The 18348-nt window shown below is 67.3% G+C and carries 15 protein-coding genes and 1 pseudogene; 5 read left to right on the top strand and 11 right to left on the bottom strand.

Going from position 1 to position 18348, the window contains the following annotated elements; all coding sequences use genetic code 11:
• Together AB0B82_RS28005 and AB0B82_RS28000 are read left to right on the top strand one after the other, a co-directional pair.
• Positions 1-195: pseudogene (locus tag AB0B82_RS28005) on the top strand (hypothetical protein); the annotation flags it as partial.
• A gap of 828 nt (positions 196-1023) precedes the next feature.
• Complete coding sequence (locus tag AB0B82_RS28000) at positions 1024-1197, top strand: epoxide hydrolase N-terminal domain-containing protein (RefSeq protein ID WP_360174808.1); 174 nt, start codon at positions 1024-1026, stop codon at positions 1195-1197.
• Between the two features lie 388 nt (positions 1198-1585).
• Here the strand turns inward: AB0B82_RS28000 and AB0B82_RS27995 are convergent, their stop codons facing one another.
• A complete protein-coding gene (locus AB0B82_RS27995) occupies positions 1586-2167 on the bottom strand; it encodes a hypothetical protein (RefSeq protein ID WP_360174805.1) in 582 nt (193 codons plus the stop codon).
• Positions 2168-2174: 7 nt separating this feature from the next.
• Positions 2175-2990, bottom strand: a complete 816-nt coding sequence (locus AB0B82_RS27990; RefSeq protein WP_360174802.1) for an AraC family transcriptional regulator — start codon at positions 2988-2990, stop codon at positions 2175-2177.
• Between the two features lie 83 nt (positions 2991-3073).
• On the opposite strand from AB0B82_RS27990, the gene AB0B82_RS27985 reads away from it, so the two are divergent.
• Positions 3074-3847, top strand: coding sequence for a phytanoyl-CoA dioxygenase family protein (locus AB0B82_RS27985; RefSeq protein WP_360174799.1), 774 nt, complete (start codon positions 3074-3076; stop codon positions 3845-3847).
• 2 nt (positions 3848-3849) lie between these two features.
• On the opposite strand, the gene AB0B82_RS27980 is transcribed toward AB0B82_RS27985, so the two are convergent.
• The 5 genes from AB0B82_RS27980 to AB0B82_RS27960 all read right to left on the bottom strand — a co-directional run bounded on the left by AB0B82_RS27980 (position 3850) and on the right by AB0B82_RS27960 (position 10422).
• Complete coding sequence (locus tag AB0B82_RS27980) at positions 3850-5718, bottom strand: ABC transporter ATP-binding protein (RefSeq protein ID WP_360174796.1); 1869 nt, start codon at positions 5716-5718, stop codon at positions 3850-3852.
• A 3-nt stretch (positions 5719-5721) separates the two neighbouring features.
• A complete protein-coding gene (locus tag AB0B82_RS27975; RefSeq protein ID WP_360174793.1) occupies positions 5722-6663 on the bottom strand; it encodes an ABC transporter permease in 942 nt (313 codons plus the stop codon).
• Positions 6660-7649, bottom strand: coding sequence for an ABC transporter permease (locus tag AB0B82_RS27970; RefSeq protein WP_360174790.1), 990 nt, complete (start codon positions 7647-7649; stop codon positions 6660-6662). The genes AB0B82_RS27975 and AB0B82_RS27970 overlap by 4 nt, the downstream gene beginning before the upstream one ends.
• Before the next feature lie 4 nt (positions 7650-7653).
• Positions 7654-9381, bottom strand: a complete 1728-nt coding sequence (locus tag AB0B82_RS27965; RefSeq protein ID WP_360174787.1) for an ABC transporter substrate-binding protein — start codon at positions 9379-9381, stop codon at positions 7654-7656.
• A 69-nt stretch (positions 9382-9450) separates the two neighbouring features.
• A complete protein-coding gene (locus AB0B82_RS27960; RefSeq protein WP_360174784.1) occupies positions 9451-10422 on the bottom strand; it encodes a LacI family DNA-binding transcriptional regulator in 972 nt (323 codons plus the stop codon).
• A 174-nt stretch (positions 10423-10596) separates the two neighbouring features.
• On the opposite strand from AB0B82_RS27960, the gene AB0B82_RS27955 reads away from it, so the two are divergent.
• The gene (locus AB0B82_RS27955) at positions 10597-12843 is read left to right on the top strand and encodes a beta-galactosidase (RefSeq protein ID WP_360174781.1); all 2247 of its coding nucleotides are present in this window, start codon (positions 10597-10599) and stop codon (positions 12841-12843) included.
• A 41-nt stretch (positions 12844-12884) separates the two neighbouring features.
• Positions 12885-14117: a family 1 glycosylhydrolase gene (locus AB0B82_RS27950; protein WP_360174778.1), complete on the top strand. Its 1233-nt coding sequence runs from the start codon at positions 12885-12887 to the stop codon at positions 14115-14117.
• Between the two features lie 10 nt (positions 14118-14127).
• Here the strand turns inward: AB0B82_RS27950 and AB0B82_RS27945 are convergent, their stop codons facing one another.
• From AB0B82_RS27945 to AB0B82_RS27930, 4 genes are all read right to left on the bottom strand, one after another.
• A complete protein-coding gene (locus AB0B82_RS27945; protein WP_360174775.1) occupies positions 14128-14991 on the bottom strand; it encodes a phytanoyl-CoA dioxygenase family protein in 864 nt (287 codons plus the stop codon).
• Positions 14992-15142: 151 nt separating this feature from the next.
• Complete coding sequence (locus AB0B82_RS27940) at positions 15143-16048, bottom strand: carbohydrate ABC transporter permease (RefSeq protein ID WP_360174772.1); 906 nt, start codon at positions 16046-16048, stop codon at positions 15143-15145.
• On the bottom strand, positions 16045-16947 hold the full coding sequence (locus tag AB0B82_RS27935; RefSeq protein ID WP_360174769.1) for a sugar ABC transporter permease: 903 nt from the start codon (positions 16945-16947) through the stop codon (positions 16045-16047). The genes AB0B82_RS27940 and AB0B82_RS27935 overlap by 4 nt, the downstream gene beginning before the upstream one ends.
• Positions 16948-16950: 3 nt before the next feature.
• On the bottom strand, positions 16951-18297 hold the full coding sequence (locus AB0B82_RS27930) for an extracellular solute-binding protein (RefSeq protein WP_360174766.1): 1347 nt from the start codon (positions 18295-18297) through the stop codon (positions 16951-16953).
• Positions 18298-18348 lie beyond the last annotated feature (51 nt).

Genomic DNA, 18348 nt, shown 5'->3' with positions numbered 1-18348 from the left:
GGGCGCGCGGATCAGACCGGGCCGCCTGGGCAGACCAGTGTCGACAACCTCATCCCGCAAGGACGGCTCCACCACCGCGCCAAAACCTTCGGCGGATGGCGGAACCGCCGCGTGCCCGGCGGCGGGATCGAGTGGACCAGCCCGCACGGGTTCCGGTTCCTCGTCGACCACACCGGCACGCACCGGCTTCCGTAGAGTTCCTTCGCGCGGTGGTACCTCCGGGACGAGTCGGGCGCCACCACGTTCGTGGTGAGCCGCCGCGGACGGCGTCGTCTTGTGGGGCTTCGATGCCGGCGCCGCGGCGAAGCGCTTCCAGGCCGCCAGCCGACCGGATGAGCCGGCCCGTCAGGTCGGAGGCGCCGACCGGCGTGATCGGTGCGAGCCGCATGGTCGTGGGGCCGGGGGCTAATGCGAGCAGTCGACGTGGTACTCGACGTGCTGAGCGCCGCACCAGTTGTGCTGCGCGGTGCGCAGGTGCGCACGCCCGGAGCGCGTGCGGGTGCGCGGCGGGGTGCGGGGCCCGGTGCGGGTGCGGGGCACCCGATGCGGGATGCATGCGGGGGCGCGCATTGCGGTGCGCGGCACTCGCCGCGCAGACACCCAGCACACGGCCACCCACCGCGCAGACACCCAGCACACGGGCACTCACCGCGCAGACACGCAGTACGGGGGCACTCGGTGCGTCGCCGGACCCCTAGGCCATCAAAATCGCCCGAAGGTCCGGACGACTGTGCGTGGCGCAGGCGGATCGACGCGGATTGTCATGGCCCTGGAGATCCGTTGAGGCGCTGCGCGGGCAAGCGGTGCAACGCCGCAAGGACCCGACCGACGGACGCGGCAGCCTGATCTCGGTCACCAGAACCGGTCGGCAGGTCGTCCGCTCCCGGCACCGACAACGGGTCGCGAAGCTCGACGCCCTGGTCGAACACCTCACCCCGGACGAACGCGCGACACTGAACGGCTCGATCGACGTAGTGCACCGGCTGACCAACTCGCGGACACCTACGCAGGAAACCGACCAAGATCGCCGTACCCGACGAGAATCTGGACGACTTGCGCAGGCGCCTCCGCGCGACCAAGTGGCCTCGTGACGCAGGCAACGACGCCGGCTTCTACGGCGTTCCTCGCACCCGTCTGCAACGGCTCGTCGAGTACTGCGCCGAAAGTGGTCGACCGGCTCGGCCACAAGTACGCTGACGAGCTGTACGGGATCCATATCGGCTCGGCGCTCAAACTGGACTTCTTGAACGGCGCCCGTGGCTGGGACCTCAGCGGCGGGCACCCCATTGCGGCAGGGCTGCCTCCCGAGATTCGTCAGCGGACCGTCGAGCTCGAGCGCCGGCTGAATTGGACCGCGACCGAACACACCTTCCCGACCGGGATCACGTTCGTCGGCCATGAGAACCCGCCGAGCGTCCACACTCCCGAGGAGCGCGTCGACAATTTCCTCAGCATCGACCGCGCCGCCTCGTACAACCACACTCACCGCCCACCCCGGCGGCGGTCACTTCATTCCCTGGGATGCCGGACGAGTGGACCGCCGACCTGCAGAACACCTTCCGGCCGCTGCGCTGACGAGCAAGGGTCAGAGTTCGCGCCAGGTTTCGGCGAAGGCGAGGGCGGCGGAGCTGCCGAACCACCCTTCGGGCTGGTGGACTTCGCCCAAGGCGGCCTGGCCGTTGACGCGGACTTCGGCGCTGGCGCAGGGGCGGGCGACAGCGGAGGTTTCGTAGTGGGTGAGGCGGGTCTGAACCTGGAAGGTGTCGAGGACGTCGCGCCACTCCAGCTCGATCGTGGTGGTGCCGGTGACGCAGGTGATGCGGTGGAACCGGTCGCCGCCGGAGATCTCGGTGAAGCGAGCTGCCACCACCCCGTGCTCCTCGATGCCACGCCCGCGGATGGTGTCGTAGTCGCGGTAGAAGTGTTCCCAGACGTACGGCGCCAGCGCCGGGTTGTCGGCGTACATCCCGACCGGCGCGTCACCACCAAGGCCCGTGGCCTCCGGATCCGTCCAGATGAGCAGCGCGCGACCAGCGCCGACGGGTGAGTACATGGCCGTCCACATGCTCACCAGCGCGACGATGTCGTCGCTGCCGGGCCGGTACAGCACGATCATCGGGTTCTCGCCGGCGATCGCGATCCCACGCTGGATGACAGGCTCGATCATGCGTCTCCTAGGTACTGGTCGAACCGGTCCGGTACGCGGTCGGCGAAACGCCGTACCGGCTGCGGAACCGGCGGGACAGGTGGAACTCGTCGGAGAACCCGATCCGCCGCGCGATCTCCCGGCAGGTCAGATTGGTTGCCCGCAGCAACGTAGCGGCCGCCTCCAGCCGACGGTCGTTGCGGAAGGCAAGCGGCGACCGCCCGTACCGCTCCCGGAAGACCCGCCGGAACCGGTCGTACTCCAGGTCGAGCTCGAAGGCCACCTGGCGCATCTCCAACCGCGCCGGCAGGTCCTCACCCAGCAGCCGAGCCGCCCGCTCCCAGCGGGCCGTCTCGTCGTCGACCGGCGGTGCCAATGCGCCGGACAACCAACTCGCCAACGCCCAGATCTGCGACTCGGCGCCGGCCCGCGGCGGAGCGGCACGCAACAACAACGCCAGATCGGCCGGACTCACCCCGCGCGGCAACGGCCGCGGTCCCGACCAGGTCAACCGCCCCGTTTCCCGCAGCAAATCGAAGGCGGGTCCCTCGACGACAGCGAACCATTCACTCCACCGCTCGCCCGGCCGTGTCCCGTACCAATGCCGCTCCCCCGGCAACACCACCGTCAGCGACGGTGCCACGATCGGGTCGGTCCGCAGATCGGCATGCCGATAGAAGCCACAACCAGCGGTGACCAGCGAGATGACCGTGCCGGGCAACGCGTGCAGAGGACCCGGCACCAGCGGCTCGGCATCGGAGACCTCCCCGGCCAGCAGCACCCGGCCGAACGGCGTCGGCGCCTGGTCCGACATCGTGATCCGCTGGTATCCGCCGGTCGTCACAGTGATCTCCTGCGCCAAAACGTGCATCGAACAGCCACCGCGGGCATTCCGGCCGCTGCTGCCGGTTTGCCAGAGTGATCATCATGACGCATACGGACAATTCCATCGCCCAGCTCGTCAGCGACGACCAGGTCGCCCAGTACGCCGAGGAGGGGTACTTCGTTCTCGAGAACGTCATCGGACCCGACGATCTGGAACTGCTGCGCAGTGCCGCCCAGTTCTCGATGGACCGCCTCGACGCCGCCATGGACGAGGCCGGTGTGGACCGGATCGGCATCAACGCCAAGGGCAAGCGATACTTCAGCAACATGGTCTACCAGCAGCGCCCCGAGCTCCGCAGCTTCATCTTCGGTCCGATCATGGAGCAGATCTGCCGCCGCGTCCTCGGCGACAACTCCTACCTGTTCTGGGAGCAGTACGTCATCAAGGCCGGCGACCCGGACACCACGTTCGCCTGGCACCAGGACTCCGGATACGTCCACGAGAACCACACGCCGTACCTGACCTGCTGGATCGCGCTCGACGACGTCACCGAGCAGAACGGATCGGTGTACCTGCTGCCGTACAGCCGCTCCGGGATCAAGTCGTACATCAAGCACGTCCCGATCGAGACCGGCGACCAGGTCTGCTACTTCGGCTCCGACCCCGGGATGCCGGTGATCGTCCCGGCCGGGTCGATCGTGTGTTTCTCCAGCACCGTGATCCACCGCAGCGGGGCGAACCTCACCGACAAGCTGCGCCGGGTGTACCTGCTGCAGTACTCGCCCGAGATCATCATGAACCACGACGGCACGGCACCGCACGGCTCGTTCGAACCGTTCCTGGTCGACGGTCAGGTCGCGACCGCCACCTCCTGACCTCACCCGCGGGTCTCGGCGAACGGGTTCGGGATGGCCTCGAGCAACTTCCGCGTGTAGTCGTCCTTCGGCGCCCGGATCACGTCCAGCGACGGACCCTGCTCGACCACCTTGCCCTCGTTGAGCACCAGCACCTCGTCGCAGAGCATCCGCGCGCTGAGCAGGTCGTGGGTGATGTACAGGATGCCCATGCTGCGGTCGTGCACCAGCTTGTCGAACAACTCCAGAACCTCGGCGCGGATCGACACGTCGAGGCTGGAGATCGGCTCGTCGGCGACGATCAGCTCGGGCTCGACCGCCAGCGCGCGGGCGATCACGACTCGTTGCCGTTGGCCACCGGACAGCTCGTGCGGATAGCGGTTCAGGTACCGCGACCCCGGCGACAACGCCACGGTTTCGAGCAGCTCGATGATGCGGTCCTTCAACGCGGCGCCGCGCAACTTCTGGAAGTTGATCAACGGCCGGGCGAGTGACGCGCCGAGCGTCTTCGTCGGGTTCAGCGCCGAGTACGGATCCTGGAACACCATCTGGACGCAGCCGCGGTAGTTCCGCAACCGCCGGCCGCGCATCCTGGCGACGACCTGGTCACCGTCCGAGCCGTGGAACGTGATCTGCCCGGTGGTCGGCGCGTCGACGCCGGTGATCATCCGCGCGATCGTCGACTTGCCGCTGCCGCTCTGGCCGACCAGTGCGGTCACACCGCCGCGTCGCAGGACGAAGTTCACGTCGGCGACGGCCTCCGTCCGGACGGCTCGCAGACCTTGCCGGCGAACGTACGTCTTGGACACACCGTCGACCGTCACCAGCGGCCGACCCTGGTTCGCGATCACCGCGTCGGAGGCCGACTTCACGAACTGCGGCCCCGCGAACGTCCGGATCGGCGGCCCCACCTCGAGACCGTCGGCGACGCCCCGCTGCACGGCCGCGACATGACATGCCACCAGAGCGTCATCGACAACCGCCTGCGCAGGCTCGACCTCGCTACACAGCTCGACCCGCTCCGGACACCGCGCGGCGAAGGCACATCCCGTCGGGCGATGCGCGAGGTCCGGCGGCCGGCCCGGGACGTACGTGATCCGTACGGTCTCCGCGCGCGGATCGCCGTACGAACCCAGCAGGCCTTTCGTGTAAGGGTGCAGCGGATCGCGGAGCAACTGCCGAGCGGACTGCTCCTCGACGAGCTTCCCGGCGTACATCACCATCGTCCGGTCGGACAGGTCGAGAACGCTGCCGAGATCGTGGCTGATGAACAGCACCGCGAAGCCGAGCTCCTTCTGCAGCCGCCGCACGTTCTCCAGGATGCTGTGCTGGACGACGACGTCGAGGCCGGTCGTCGGCTCGTCGAGGACCACGAACCGCGGCTCGATCGCCAGCGCCAGCGCCAGGTTGACGCGCTGCCGCATCCCGCCGGACAGCTCGTGCGGGTACGCCGTCATGAATTTCGGATCGATCAGCACCATGTCGAACAGCGTCTTGATCCGCTCGGTGATCTCCGCGCCGCGCAGCTCCGTGTGGCACTGGATCACGTCGGCGAACTGCGCCTCGACGCGGGCGACCGGGTTCAGCGAGTTCATGCTGCTCTGGAAGACCGTCGCGATGTCGCGCCAGCGGTACTTGCGCAGCTGATCCTGACTCAGCTCGGTGATGTCGGTGCCGTCGAACACGATCGATCCGCCGGTGATCCGGCCGGGTCGTTCGAGCAGCCGCAGGATCGCCGTACCGACAGTCGTCTTGCCCGAGCCGGACTCGCCGATCAGGCCGACGAACTCACCTTCGTCGATGCTGAAGCTGAGCTGGCTGACCGCGTCGACGACCGGCCGCTGCTTGGGTTCGTAGCGGATGCACAGATCGCGAACCTCGAGAAGCGCCATGTCTCAGTCCTCCCTGAGATGCGGATTGCTGAGCAGGTCGATGCCGAAGTTCACGAAGGCCATCGACGTGATCAAGATCGCCAGCACCAGACCGGGGACGAACACCCAGGCGAACAGCCCCTGGGAGATCGCGCCGGCGGCGTCGGCCTGGTAGAGGATCGTTCCCCACGACACCGAGTCGCTGCTGCCGAGACCCAGTACGGCGAGACCCGCCTCGGCGCCGATCGCACCGGTGGCCGCACCAACAAAGGCGGCGGCGACCAGCGACGTCATGTTCGGCAGGATCTCGGAGAAGATGATCCGTAGCGGCCCGTCGCCGGCGAACTTCGCCGCGGTGACGAAGTCACGGTTCCGCAGCGTGATGATCTGCGCGCGTTTCGACCGGGCCGCGCCGGCCCAGGACGTGATCGCAATGACGCCGACGATCAGCGGGATGCCACGGGTGTTGGAATACGCGACCAGCGTGATGATCAGCGGCAGCACCGGGATCACCAGTGCGGTGTTGGTGAGGAACGTCAGCACGTCGTCGACGATCGTCCCCTCGGCGTACCCCGAGACCAGGCCGATCAGCAACGCGATCGCGGTCGCGAGCAGTCCGCCCAGCAGGCCGACGAGCAATGACACCCGGCTGCCGTAGACCACCTGGGAGAACACGTCGACCCCCGCCACGTTGGTCCCGAGCAGGTGCTGCGCCGAGGGACCCGTCAGCGGCGTGAACGAGCCGTCGGTCGGATCGTACGGCGCGATTACCGGAGCCAGCAGTGCAACCAGAACGTAGATCGCCACCACGACGATCCCGAAGCGGGCCTTCTTGCTGCTCCACACGATCCGGTACCAGCGATCGGCGGCGTCCGTACTCGCGACGACGGCCTGGTCCTCGGCCGCCGACGCCTCCGACGACGGACTCGGAGTACCCGGTAGGGCAGGATTCTGCGTGCTGCTCATGCGGCCGCCCTCCTCGCGCGGGGATCAAGGATTCCGTACATCAGGTCGGCGATCAGGTTGGCCACCAGCGTCGCCACCGCGGTCAGCAGCATCAGGCCCTGCAGCAGCGGATAGTCCTTGATGCCGACCGCTTCCCCCATCAGCCGGCCGAGGCCGGGATAGTCGAACACGGTCTCGACCAGGATCGTCCCGCCGAGCACACCGCCCAGCGCGAGCGCGAACCCGGCGACACTCGGCAGCATCGCGTTCCGGGCGGCGTACCGCAGCGCGATCATCCGGTCCGGCAGACCCTTGGCACGGGCCAGCCGGATGTAGTCCTCGCCGAGGTTCATGATCATCGTGTTCCGCATCCCCAGCACCCAGCCGATCGGCGTCACGATCATCAGCGTCAGCCCGGGCAGGAACGCGTGCGAGAACGCGTCGTACAGGAACGCACCGTTGAACCCCGGCGTCGACGCCTCGTACCCGCCCGCCGTCGGGAACCAGCCGAGGCCGTAGCCGAGCCCGTAGATCAGCAGCAGCGCGATCCAGAACGGCTGCAGCGTCCCGACGAACGTCGACACGACCGTCACCGAGGTGTCGAACCTGGTGTTGCGCCGCCACGCGGCGAACGCACCGAGCAGCACGCCGATGACGAACGACAGCACCTGGACGACGCCGACCAGCAAGAGCGTCCACAGGAACGCCTTGCCGATCACGTCGGTCACCGAGTACGGGAAGTAGGTGTAGGAGATTCCGAGGTTGCCGTGCAGCAGTTGGCCCAGGTACTTCCAGTACTGCTCGAACAGCGAACCGCCGGGAGCGCCGAGCAGGTCGCGCATCGCCTCCACCTGCGCGCGGTTGAGCTGCGCGTCCTTTCCGGCGAGGTTCTGCACCATCAGTTCGGCGGGATCCCCCGGCTGCAGCCGGGGGATCATGAAGTTCAGCGTCACGACTGCCCACAGCGTGAGGACGAAGAAGCCGACCTTCCGGACGAAGTACCGCATCGGACTACTTCGACGGCGCTGCGGTCAGGTGCGTCATCCACACGAGTGGCTGATCCTGCGGGTTCGCGTACGGGTCCTCGGCGGTCGGCCAGCCGACGGCGTGGTCGGTGCGGTAGATCGCCCGGGCCGGCGCGTACAGGATCGGCAGCACCGGGAAGTCGGTCATCATCGCGTCGACCATGACGCCGACCTGTTCCTTGGTCGCCTTCTCGTCGGTGGCCGCCGCCAGCGCCGAGATCGCCTTGTCGACCGCCGGGTTGGAGTACCGCTCGATGTTGCCCTTGATCGTGGTCTTGTCCGGGATCTCCGCGGTCGCCATGGTCGCGCCCATACCGTGCGCGTAGTCGCAGCCGGCGCCCATGTAGTTGATCATCAGCTGGAAGTTGCCGGACTTCTTCTGCTGGTCGACGGCTTCCGGCGGCATCTTGTTCTGCTTGATGTCCAGCCCCAGCTTGCGGAAGTTGCTGGTCAGCTCGTCCGCCATCGCCTCGTAGTCGATCCACCCGGCCTGCACCGAGAAGGTGATCTTGAGCGGCGATCCGTCCGGGTTGCGGCGCAGACCGTCCGAGCCCTTGGCGTATCCGGCCGCGTCCAGCAGCTGGTTCGCCTTGGCCTGGTCGAACGGGATCACGGTGCTCTCGGCCGGGTACTTCTCCGGCAGCATGTCGGACTTCTCCGGCAGCGGCAGACCCGACTGGCTGGCGACCTTCATCAGGCCGTACGTCGCCTTGTCGGTGGCACTCTGCTTGTCCATGCCGTACGCGAGCGCCTCGCGGAACTTGACGTCGTTGAACGGCTTCTGGGTCAGGTTCGGCGCCACCACCGTGAGGCCGTTGGGCGCGTACCAGACGTGGTTGGTCTTCGGGTCCGCGGCGACGAACGCCTTCTCCGGGTTGGGGATCTCGCCGGAGTAGAAGTCGAGCTCGCCGGCCTTCAGCTTGGCGGCAGCCTGGTTGGCGTCGTAGTTGCCCTCGAGAACCAGTTTCTGAACCTTGATCTTGTCGGCCTGCCAGTAGTCGTCGCGGCGGGTGAGCTCGAGGCGCCGGCCGTTGTACGAGGCGATCTTGAAGGGCCCGGTCGAGATCGGGTTCTTCGAGACGTACTTGGCCGGGTCGCCGACCGACCCGAACTCCTTCTCCGACACGATCTTCTGGCCGACGATGTAGGTGAACTTCGTGGCCGCCGGGCCCTCGAAGTCGAACGTCACCTTGTCGCCGTCCGCGGTGACCGACTTCGCCTTGGCCCCGAAGGTGTCGTTCCAGACGCCTGCCTGGTCGATCGCCGGGTACTTCTTGGTCAGGTTGAAGGTGAACGCCACGTCGTTGGCCGTCAGCGGCGACCCGTCGCTCCACTTCACGCCCTGGCGGATCGTGAACACGAGCTTGGTCGGACTCTCCCAGTTGTACGCCGTCGCGAGCCACGGCGTGACGTCGCAGTTGAGGGAGTTCTGGTGCATCAACGGCTCGAACAGCCAGGTACGAACGGTGACCTGCGGCGCGAACGGGTTGTAGTTCACCAGACTACCCATCGACGCGTCCGACTCGGTCGGCAGATTCAGCTCCGGGATCATGTCCCCGGAGCCGGATGCCGAATTCTCCTGCTGCTGTTTCTCTCCCGCGACGCGACTGCCGGCGCATGCTGGTAGCACCAGCAGGCTGACCGACAACGCCGCGGCAAGGACCCCCCGCCATGACCCCCGTCCTCGTCGGTTGTGGAACGAAGTACTCGTCATGACGACACCTCCGTGTGTCAGGTAGCAACCTGTGCGAAAAATGCGTGTGTCTGAAGCGCTTCCCAGGTGTTAGTCCGTGCAGCCGCAGCTGGCCCGTTGGACCAGGCGCGACGTGAGGACGGTCTCGGGCGCGACGTCCGCGCCGTTGATCAGGTCGAGCAGCAGCCGGGTGGCCGTTGCTCCGAGCTCGGCCAGCGGCCGGGCGACAGTGGTGAGTCCAGGACTCACCAGCGAACTCATCGGGACGTCGTCGACGCCGGTGATCACGAGGTCGTCGGGCACCTTCAGGCCCCGTCCGAGCACCGCCATCATCAGGCCGAGCGCGGTTTCGTCGTTACCGCAGACCGCGCCGTCGTACCCGCCGGCCAGCACGTCGTCGGCCGCCTGCACACCGTGGGTCTGTTCGAGTCCGGTCGGGTACTGCTTGCCCGGCCGGAGCCGGAGCAACTTGTGTGCGGTCACGAACGCCTCCCAGCGTTCGGTCAGGTCCGGCGAACCTTCCGGGTTGCCGACGAAGATCAGCTTGCGCAGTTTGTGGTCGACGAGCAGGTGGGTCACCAACTCGCGGAACGCCTCGTGGTCGGTGCGGACGACGACCGGCGCGGGATGTGGGTCCGGGCCGATCATGACGACCGGGTGCCGCGCGGCCAGCTGCTCGATGACCGCCTTCGGCACCGTGCCGCCGTGGATCGCCATTCCGTCAACCCGCCGAGCGACGTCGAGCAGTTCGTCCGGCGCGTCCCGGCGCAGATGGGTGCCGATCACGTGCACACTCATCTGTCCCGGTACGGCGACGCTTTCGACACCGTTGATCAACTCGGCGAAGTACGGCCCGGACAGGCCCGGGAACACCACCGCGAGCGCTCCGTGACGCCGGTTGGCCAGCGCCGCACCGAGATGACTCGGCCGGTAGCCGTACTGCTCGATCGCGGCCTGGACCTTGGCTTTCGTCGCCGCCGAAACGCTGCCCACGCCGCGGTACACCCGCGACACGGTCGCGGTCGAGACACCGGCCAGCTTGGCGATCTCACGCACGCTCATCCGGTCTTCCGGCTTTTGTTCGGGCACTGCGAGGGCCTCCTAACGGGTCGGGCCGCCTCACTGGCCCAGGCGACGAATGCCTGGCGGGCTGGGATTGTAACCGGTTACAATTGCGATTCACCAGAGCTTGTCACCGAACACGACCGGAGCGCAACCGTCCGTTGGAGGGACTTTGTGAGCGCAGCATCCGAGAGCGACCTACAGACCATTGCGTTGCGTGACGGCCGGATCGAGATCGGCGCGCGGCCTGCCCTGCTGCTGGCGGGCGAGGTGCACTACTTCCGCCTCCGGCGCGACGAGTGGGCCGACCGGCTCACCCTCGCCAAGGAAGCGGGGCTGGACACGATCGCCAGTTACATACCGTGGATCTGGCACGAGTTGCCCGACGGCGAGCTCGATCTCACCGGCCGGACCTGTCCGGAGCGCGACCTGCCCGCCTTCATCGACCTGTGCGCGTCGTTCGGCCTGCGGTTCCTCGCCCGCCCCGGTCCGTTCGTGATGGCCGAGCTGAAGAACGAAGGCATTCCGCACCGCATCCACCGTGAGTACGCCGATGCCAAGGCGACCGGATGGGACGGCAAGCCCGCTCCCACCGAGGATCTCGACTATCAGCACCCGGGGTACCTCGCCGAGGCGGAGCGCTGGCTGCGCGCGGTGTACGACGTACTGGCGCCGCGGCAGGCGCCGGACGGTCCAATCGTCGGCGTCCAACTGGACAACGAGGTCGGGATGCTCGCCTGGGTGACGAACACCCCGCATCTCAATGACCTTGCTATGGGCAACTTCCTCGAATGGCTGACCGATCGCCACGGTGCGGACGACGTACTCAAGCTGCTTGGGGCGGCCGGCGGTGAGCTGGAGGAGCTCGCGGCAGCCGTCCGATCGGGCGGCGATCCGGCGCAGTCCCTGGCTTTCCATCACGAGCTCGGGCTCTGGACACGTTCCGATTTCGCGCAGTACCTGCAGCACCTGGAGGCGTTCTCCCGCGCACAGGGCATCTCGGTGCCGTTGCTGATCAACGTCCATGGCACCGGCGGCGGGCGCGGTACGACGTTCCCGATCGGCGTCAGCCAGCTCGCACCGGCGTACCGGGGACGGGGCGGCGTGCTCGCCGGATCCGACTACTACCTCGGCGAGCTGACCGTCCAGAACGTCGCCGACCTCTATCTCTGCAACGCGATCCTTGCCTGCGTCAACGGTCCGGACCAGCCCGCGTCCGCGCTGGAGTTCGAGGTCGGGACGGGCGACTACGGCGACAACCTCGACGGTCTCAGCTCGCCGGAGTCCGGCGTCCACAAGACGTTGCTGACGCTCGGCCAGGGCAACCGCCTGATCAACTACTACCTGCTGACCGGCGGCCGGAACCCAGTCCTCGAGGACCCCGAGAACGACGGCATTCCGCGGATCGCCTTCACCGGTGAGCGGCACGGCTTCGCGGCACCGATCGATCCCGAGGGCCACCCGACGCCGTCGTACGACGCGGTGTCCGCGCTGATCAAGGAAGTTCGCGGTTTCGAGCCGATCCTCGCGTCCGGCCGGCAGTTGACCGACAACCTCGGGTTCGGGTTCGTTGCCGACCACTACCTGACCGAGTACGCCCATCCGTCCGCGACCGCCCGCCGCGAGCAGGTCGCCGATATCGAACGCCATCGTGGCTTCGGCGCGCGGGACGCCCTGGGCCGGGCGATCGTTCTCGGCGGATACCACGTGGACGCGGTCGACCTGCAGGCGCTCGCCGAGCCGGACTCGTCCTGGGCGGCCGGTACGACGGCTGCCGCCGCGCCGCGGACGATCGCGCTCAGCACCCCACGTACGTTGGGACGACAGGTGCAGCAGTGGCTCGTCGATCACGTCCGCAACGGTGGCAACCTGTTGCTCACCGGACTGCTTCCGGACCGCGACCACGACGGTACGCCGTGCACGATTCTTGCCGATGCGTTCGGTTTGTCCGCGGCCGGTGTCCGCGTCGACGGGCGCGGCGAGGCGGGGCCGTACTGGCCGACGGTGACCGGGACCGACGACTTCCCGCTCGACGCCGACCGGCGGATCGCGATGGCCCAGTTGCTCGAGGCACCTACCGAGGCCGCCGTCCTGCTCCGCGAAGTCGGCTCCGGACAGCCGTGCGGGGTCCAGGTCCCGCTGGGCGCGGGCTCGATGATCTTCGTCGGCTGCGACCTCCCGGCCAAGCACCTCGACGACTGGCACACCTTGTTCGGCAGGCTCGACGTCACGCCGCGGGTCGCGATCGACGCCGACCGCACGGGTCTGGTGACCGTGCCGGTCACGTCGGACCACGGCAACCTGCTGATCGTCGTCAACGTCGCGCCGTACCCGATCCAGGCGTCGATCAGCGTCGACGGGCAGCAGGTCCAGCCCACGACGACCATTCCCGCCCGCGGCCATTCGCTGGTGCCGTGGTGACCACGCAACCGCCCCTGACCATGTCCCCAGAAAGGACTGCTATGACCTCCCCGACCCCTGCGCCCGACAACTTCCTCTGGGGCGCCGCGACCGCCGGCCATCAGATCGAAGGCGGCAACACCAACACCGGCCACTGGGTTCAGGAGCACGCTCCGGACACCTGGTCGAAGGAACCGTCCGGTGACGCCTGCGACTCGTACCACCGCTACGGCGAGGACATCGCGCTGCTCGCGGAGGCCGGCCTGAACGCGTACCGGTTCTCGCTGGAGTGGTCCCGCATCGAGCCGGCCAAGGGCGAGGTGTCCCGGGCGCAGCTCGCCCATTACCGGCGGATGATCGACACCTGCCGCGAGGCCGGCGTCGAGCCGATCGTGACGCTGCAGCACTTCACCGTGCCGCGCTGGCAGCACGAGGAGGGCGGCTGGTACGCCGACGACGTCGTCGACCGGTTCCGCATCTTCACCGAGACCGCGACGTCGATCCTCGCCGACGTCAACTGGGTGGTGACGATCAACGAGCCGAACATGATGGTCAACCAGACCGAGGCACGGATCGACACCGAGGTCGGCGTGAACTTCCCCGGCCCGTCGCCACACGCGGCCAAGGTGATCGCGGAGGCGCACCACGCGTCGGTCGAGGTGCTCCGCGGACTCGGTCACGTCAAGGCCGGCTGGACGGTTGCGAACCAGGTGTACCAGGCGGTGCCGGGGCACGAGAAGGACCGCGACGAGTGGGCGTACTGGCGGGAGGACTTCTTCCTCGAGCAGAGCCGGAACGACGACTTCATCGGCGTGCAGTCGTACCTGCGCACCATCATCGGGCCGGACGGACCGGTGCCGTTCGCGGACGGTGTCGAGCGGACGCTCACCGGCTGGGAGTACTACCCCGAGGCGCTCGGCCACGCGCTGCGCCACACCCGCGACGTCACCGGCGGCGTACCGATGATGGTGACCGAGAACGGCATCGCCACCCGGGACGACCGGAAGCGGATCGACTACACCTCCGGCGCGCTGAGCGGGATGGCGGCCGCGATCGAGGACGGCTGCGACGTGCGCGGGTACCTGCACTGGTCGCTGCTGGACAACTACGAGTGGGGGTCGTTCGAGCCGACGTTCGGGCTGATCGCGGTCGACCGCGAGACGTTCGTCCGGACCCCCAAGCCGAGCCTGGCGTGGCTCGGCGACCTGGCCCGCCGCAACGAGTTCCCGCGCGTTCCGGTCCGGCCGGAGGACGCGGGAAACTTCGCCGCGGCGGTCGCGGGCCGGCTCTCCTGACTCTGCGCGGTCAGCCGACCTGGTCGAGGCCGAAGCCCTGGCTGCGGTAGATGTGGTCGCTGGGCTGCTCGGTGAACCGCGCGGCCTGGGTCAGCACCGGGTGGTCGAAGAACGCTTGACTCGAGGCCGGGAACTCCAACGGGGTCCCGGTCTCGAGCCAGTGGCTCACATGCACCATCGCGATCATCGGGCGCGGGCGATCGGTACGGTTCGGCATCCCGGCGTGCCACAGGCGGACGTCTCGGATCAGCACACTGCCGCGGCGAATGTCAGGCTGGATCGGCGGCGCCAGCTTGCGCCGGGCCTCCAGCGCGTCCAGCGGCACCTCGATGTCGCCGCCGACGCCGACCGTGAGGTCCTTGTGCGTTCCGAGCCAGATCTCGGTCGCGCCGTTCTCCGCCGAGACGTCGACGGTCGGCACGTTCACCACCAGCTGCGCCGGCGGATGCGCGACCTCCATCGCGTCCGACGGCCACAGGTGGCCGATGTCCGCGTGCACCGGCTGGCGGGTGTCACTGGGCAGTGACGTGTTGCCGCTGTACATGGTGTTGCGCAGCCCCGGCCCGAGGATCGCCGACGTCACCGCGATCACCTGCGGGTTGAGCAGCACGTCCTCGAACAGGTACGGCTCGAACGGCGGCGGATCCTGCTGGATGTTGCCCGCGGTCCAGTTGTACGGCGCGTCCGGGCGCGCCTGGAGCAACGCCAGATCCTCGAGCATCCGCTCGTGCAGCGCGTCGAGGTGATCCAGGTCGACCACATTCGCCAGCACCACCGCACCGTCGGTCCGCAGCGCCTCCAACGCCGCCGCGAGCCGCTCGGGCGCCAGCACACCGGCCGCCAGGTCGGACTTCTCAACATCGATCGTGATCACGGTGCTCCCGTTCCTCGACAGGTCCAAATGATGATCACTTTGGCGCACGCTCCGCCCCGGCGGAATGCCCCTCCTGGCCAACCGATGCACGTTCTGGCGGCAGCTGCGTCGTCATCGACGCCGCTCAAGAAGCCGGATGGCCGCAGGGCGGTCAGGTTTTGGAGCCGGAGAGGGCGATGCCTTGGACGATCTGGCGCTGGGCGATGATGAAGACCAGCAGCATGGGCAGCGCCGCCATCGTGGTGGCCGCCATCAGGCTGGTCCAGTCCGAGGAATACGCGCCCTTGAACTGGTTCACCACCAGCGGGATCGTGAAGTTCCGGTCGCTGTTCAGGAAGATCAGCGGGGCGAAGAACGAGTTCCACTGCCCGAGGAACACGAAGATGCCCAGGGCCACGAGCGGGGTCCGCAGCAGCGGCAGGATGATGGTGGTGAAGATGCGGATCCGCCCCGCGCCGTCGATCGAGGCCGCCTCCTCCAGTTCCAGTGGGATACCGCGGACATACTGGCGGAGAAGGAAGACGCCGAAGGCGTTGAACAGCGCCGGCGGGACGATGAGCGCGAGATGGGTGTCGATCCAGCGGAGCTGCCCCATGATCACGTAGAGCGGGATCACCGTCAGCTGGAACGGAACCATCATCGTCGCCAGGAAGATGCCGAACAGCACCCGGCGCCCCGGGAACCGGATCCGCGCGAACGCGTAGGCCGCCATCGAGCAGGTGATCAGCGTCAGGACCGTCACCAGGGCGGCGATGTAGGCGCTGTTGAAGTACGCCCGCGCGAAGTCGGCGCCCTGCCAGGCCGTGACGAAGTTCTGCCACTGCCAGATCTTCGGCAGCAGCTTCGGCGGCTGGGTGAAGATCTCCTCCAGCGGTTTCAACGCCGAGAACAACATCCACAGGAACGGCACGAACATCACCAGCGAACCTGCGGCCAGCAGCAGGTGCAGCGGAATCCAGGACGGCTTGAACCGCCCGCCGCCGAGCCCGCGAGCAGCATTTTTCCGGCGCGCCGAATCCAGGGCCCGGGCGCCGATCTCTTCTGATGAGGAAGTCATTCGGTGTAATGCACCCATCTCTTCTGCGCAAGAAACTGGAGGCCGGTCAGAACCAGCAGGACGAGGAACAGGTACACCGCGATCGCGGCTGCGAACCCGAACTTGAACTCACGGAACGCGATGTTCACGATGTCGTACACGATCGTGTGGGCGTTCGCCGGCGCCGAGGTGTCGAAGAAGAAGTAGATGTAGTCGAACACCTGGAAAGACCCGATGATCGAGGTGATCGAAAGAAACAGAATGGTCGGCGACAGCAGCGGCACGGTGATCTTGCGCAGCTTCTGCCATTCCGAGGCACCGTCGATGTCGGCGGCCTCCATCAGGGTCGGCGAGATGCTCTGCAGACCGGCGACGAACATCACGATCATGTAGCCGAGGCCCTGCCAGATCGACACCAGGGCGATCGCAGGAATCGCCGACCGGGGGTCCTGCAACCAGTCCGGCGGGTTCGGTACACCGAGCGTCTTCAGGAAGGCATTGATCGGGCTGATCTCGGGATTCAGCAGCCAGAGCCAGATGGCACCGACCGCGACGGTCGAGGTGACCTGCGGCGCGAAGAAGAACACCCGGTAGAAGGGTGTCAGTCGCCCCGCCTTCTGAATGAAGAACGCGAAGAAGAAGCCGGTGATCAGCAGCCCGGGGACCTGGAGGGCGGTGAACCATGCGGTGTTCACCCAGGACTGCCGCAGCTGGGCGTTCTGCCAGACACCGATGAAGTTCTGCAGCCCGACGAAGGTGCGTGACCCCAGACCGTCCCAGCTCGAGAACGCCAGCACCAGAGCGAAGACCAAGGGACCCACCATGAACGCGATCAGGCCGAGCAGCTGGGGGGTGAGAAAGGCGTACCCCCACAGTGCCTCGATCCGCCGTCGGCGCCTCACATCGGGAGCGAGCGCCATGTCTCAGCTCCCGGTGTTGATGAACTTGCAGATCTTGTCGGCCCACACCTTGGCGCTGTCGCCGGCCTTGATCGACTTGTCCATCTCGGTGCCGAGGTTGGCGCCGACCGTCGCCTTGGACGCGATGGCCGACGGGATGGCGTAGCCGTTCTTGGCGGTGTCGGTGAACCAGGCGCAGTGTTCGGGCAGCTTGTTCTCCATCACCACCTCGTCCAGTCCCGCGACGGCAGGCACGGCGTTGCCTCCGCCGGAGAGCCGGGCCTTCTGACCGTCCTTGTTGACGTACCGGGTGGCGAAGTACATCGCGGCTTCGGGATCCTTGGCCTTGGAGTTCACGCCGATGGCCGCGGTGTAGACGATCACCGGCGGTACGCTCTTCCCGTCGGCGGACGCGAACGGTGCAATGTCGTAGCCGAACTTCAGCTTCTTCAGATTCGGGAGGATCCAGCGCCCGACCTGGCAGCTGGCGAGCTGCTGGGCGTAGAACAGGGCATCGATCCCCTGCCCCTTCGGCAACGTTCCGCTGTAGGTGATGTTGCCGTTGGCCATGCCCTCCCAGAGCCACTCGAGGGTCTCCATCGCCTTCGCGTCCTCGTTGAAGATCACCTTGTCGCCGTCGACGATCTTGCCCCCGAACGCGGTCATCCAGCTGAACATCGGACCGAAGCCGCCCTCCAGCACCATTCCCCGCTTACCGGTGGCCTTGATCTTGGTCAGGAAGTCGTCCACGGCGTCCCGGTTCCAGGCGCCGGCTTCCTGCAGTTGTGCGGGGTTCTTGGTGATGCCCGCGGCCTCACACATGTCCTTGTTGAACCAGAACACGATCGGGTTGCAGTCGACCACCAGTCCATAGGTGCCCGGACTGCCGTCGGCAGGCTTGCACCAGCCCATCAGGTTCGGGTACAGGTCGTCGATCTTGACCGGCGAGTCCGGTTTCGACGTGAACTCGGTGAAATCGGTGACGTTCTTGGACTGGATGAGCCGTTGCATGCCCGAGTCCTGCACGTAGAAGACGTCCGGAGCACTGCCACCGGCGAGCTGGGTGAGCAACTTCGCCCCGTAGTCGCCGACCACCACCTGAAAAGTGACCTTGGTCCCGTGCGCGGCCTCGTAGTCCTTCGAGATCTGCCGGAATCGCTCGGCCTCGCCCGGGTTGGCCCAGGAGGCCCAGGTCACGGCGCCGCCCTTGCCGCCCGTACCGCTCTTGTCGGCGGAGCTCGAGGTGCCACCCGCGCTGCCTCCTGCACAGGCGGACAGCAATCCGCTCGAACCCACTCCGGCCAGGGCGGCACCGGCCAGGAAACCACGCCGCGTGACGGAATTCCCCAAGGGTTTTTCATTGGTCGGCATCACAGTTCTCCTCACTGAATTCAATTCCGTGCGGGCGGTTTTACGGCGCCC

Source organism: Kribbella sp. NPDC048915 (assembly GCF_040649595.1).
GTDB lineage: Bacteria > Actinomycetota > Actinomycetes > Propionibacteriales > Kribbellaceae > Kribbella.
This window is presented reverse-complemented; position numbering and strand designations above follow the sequence as displayed.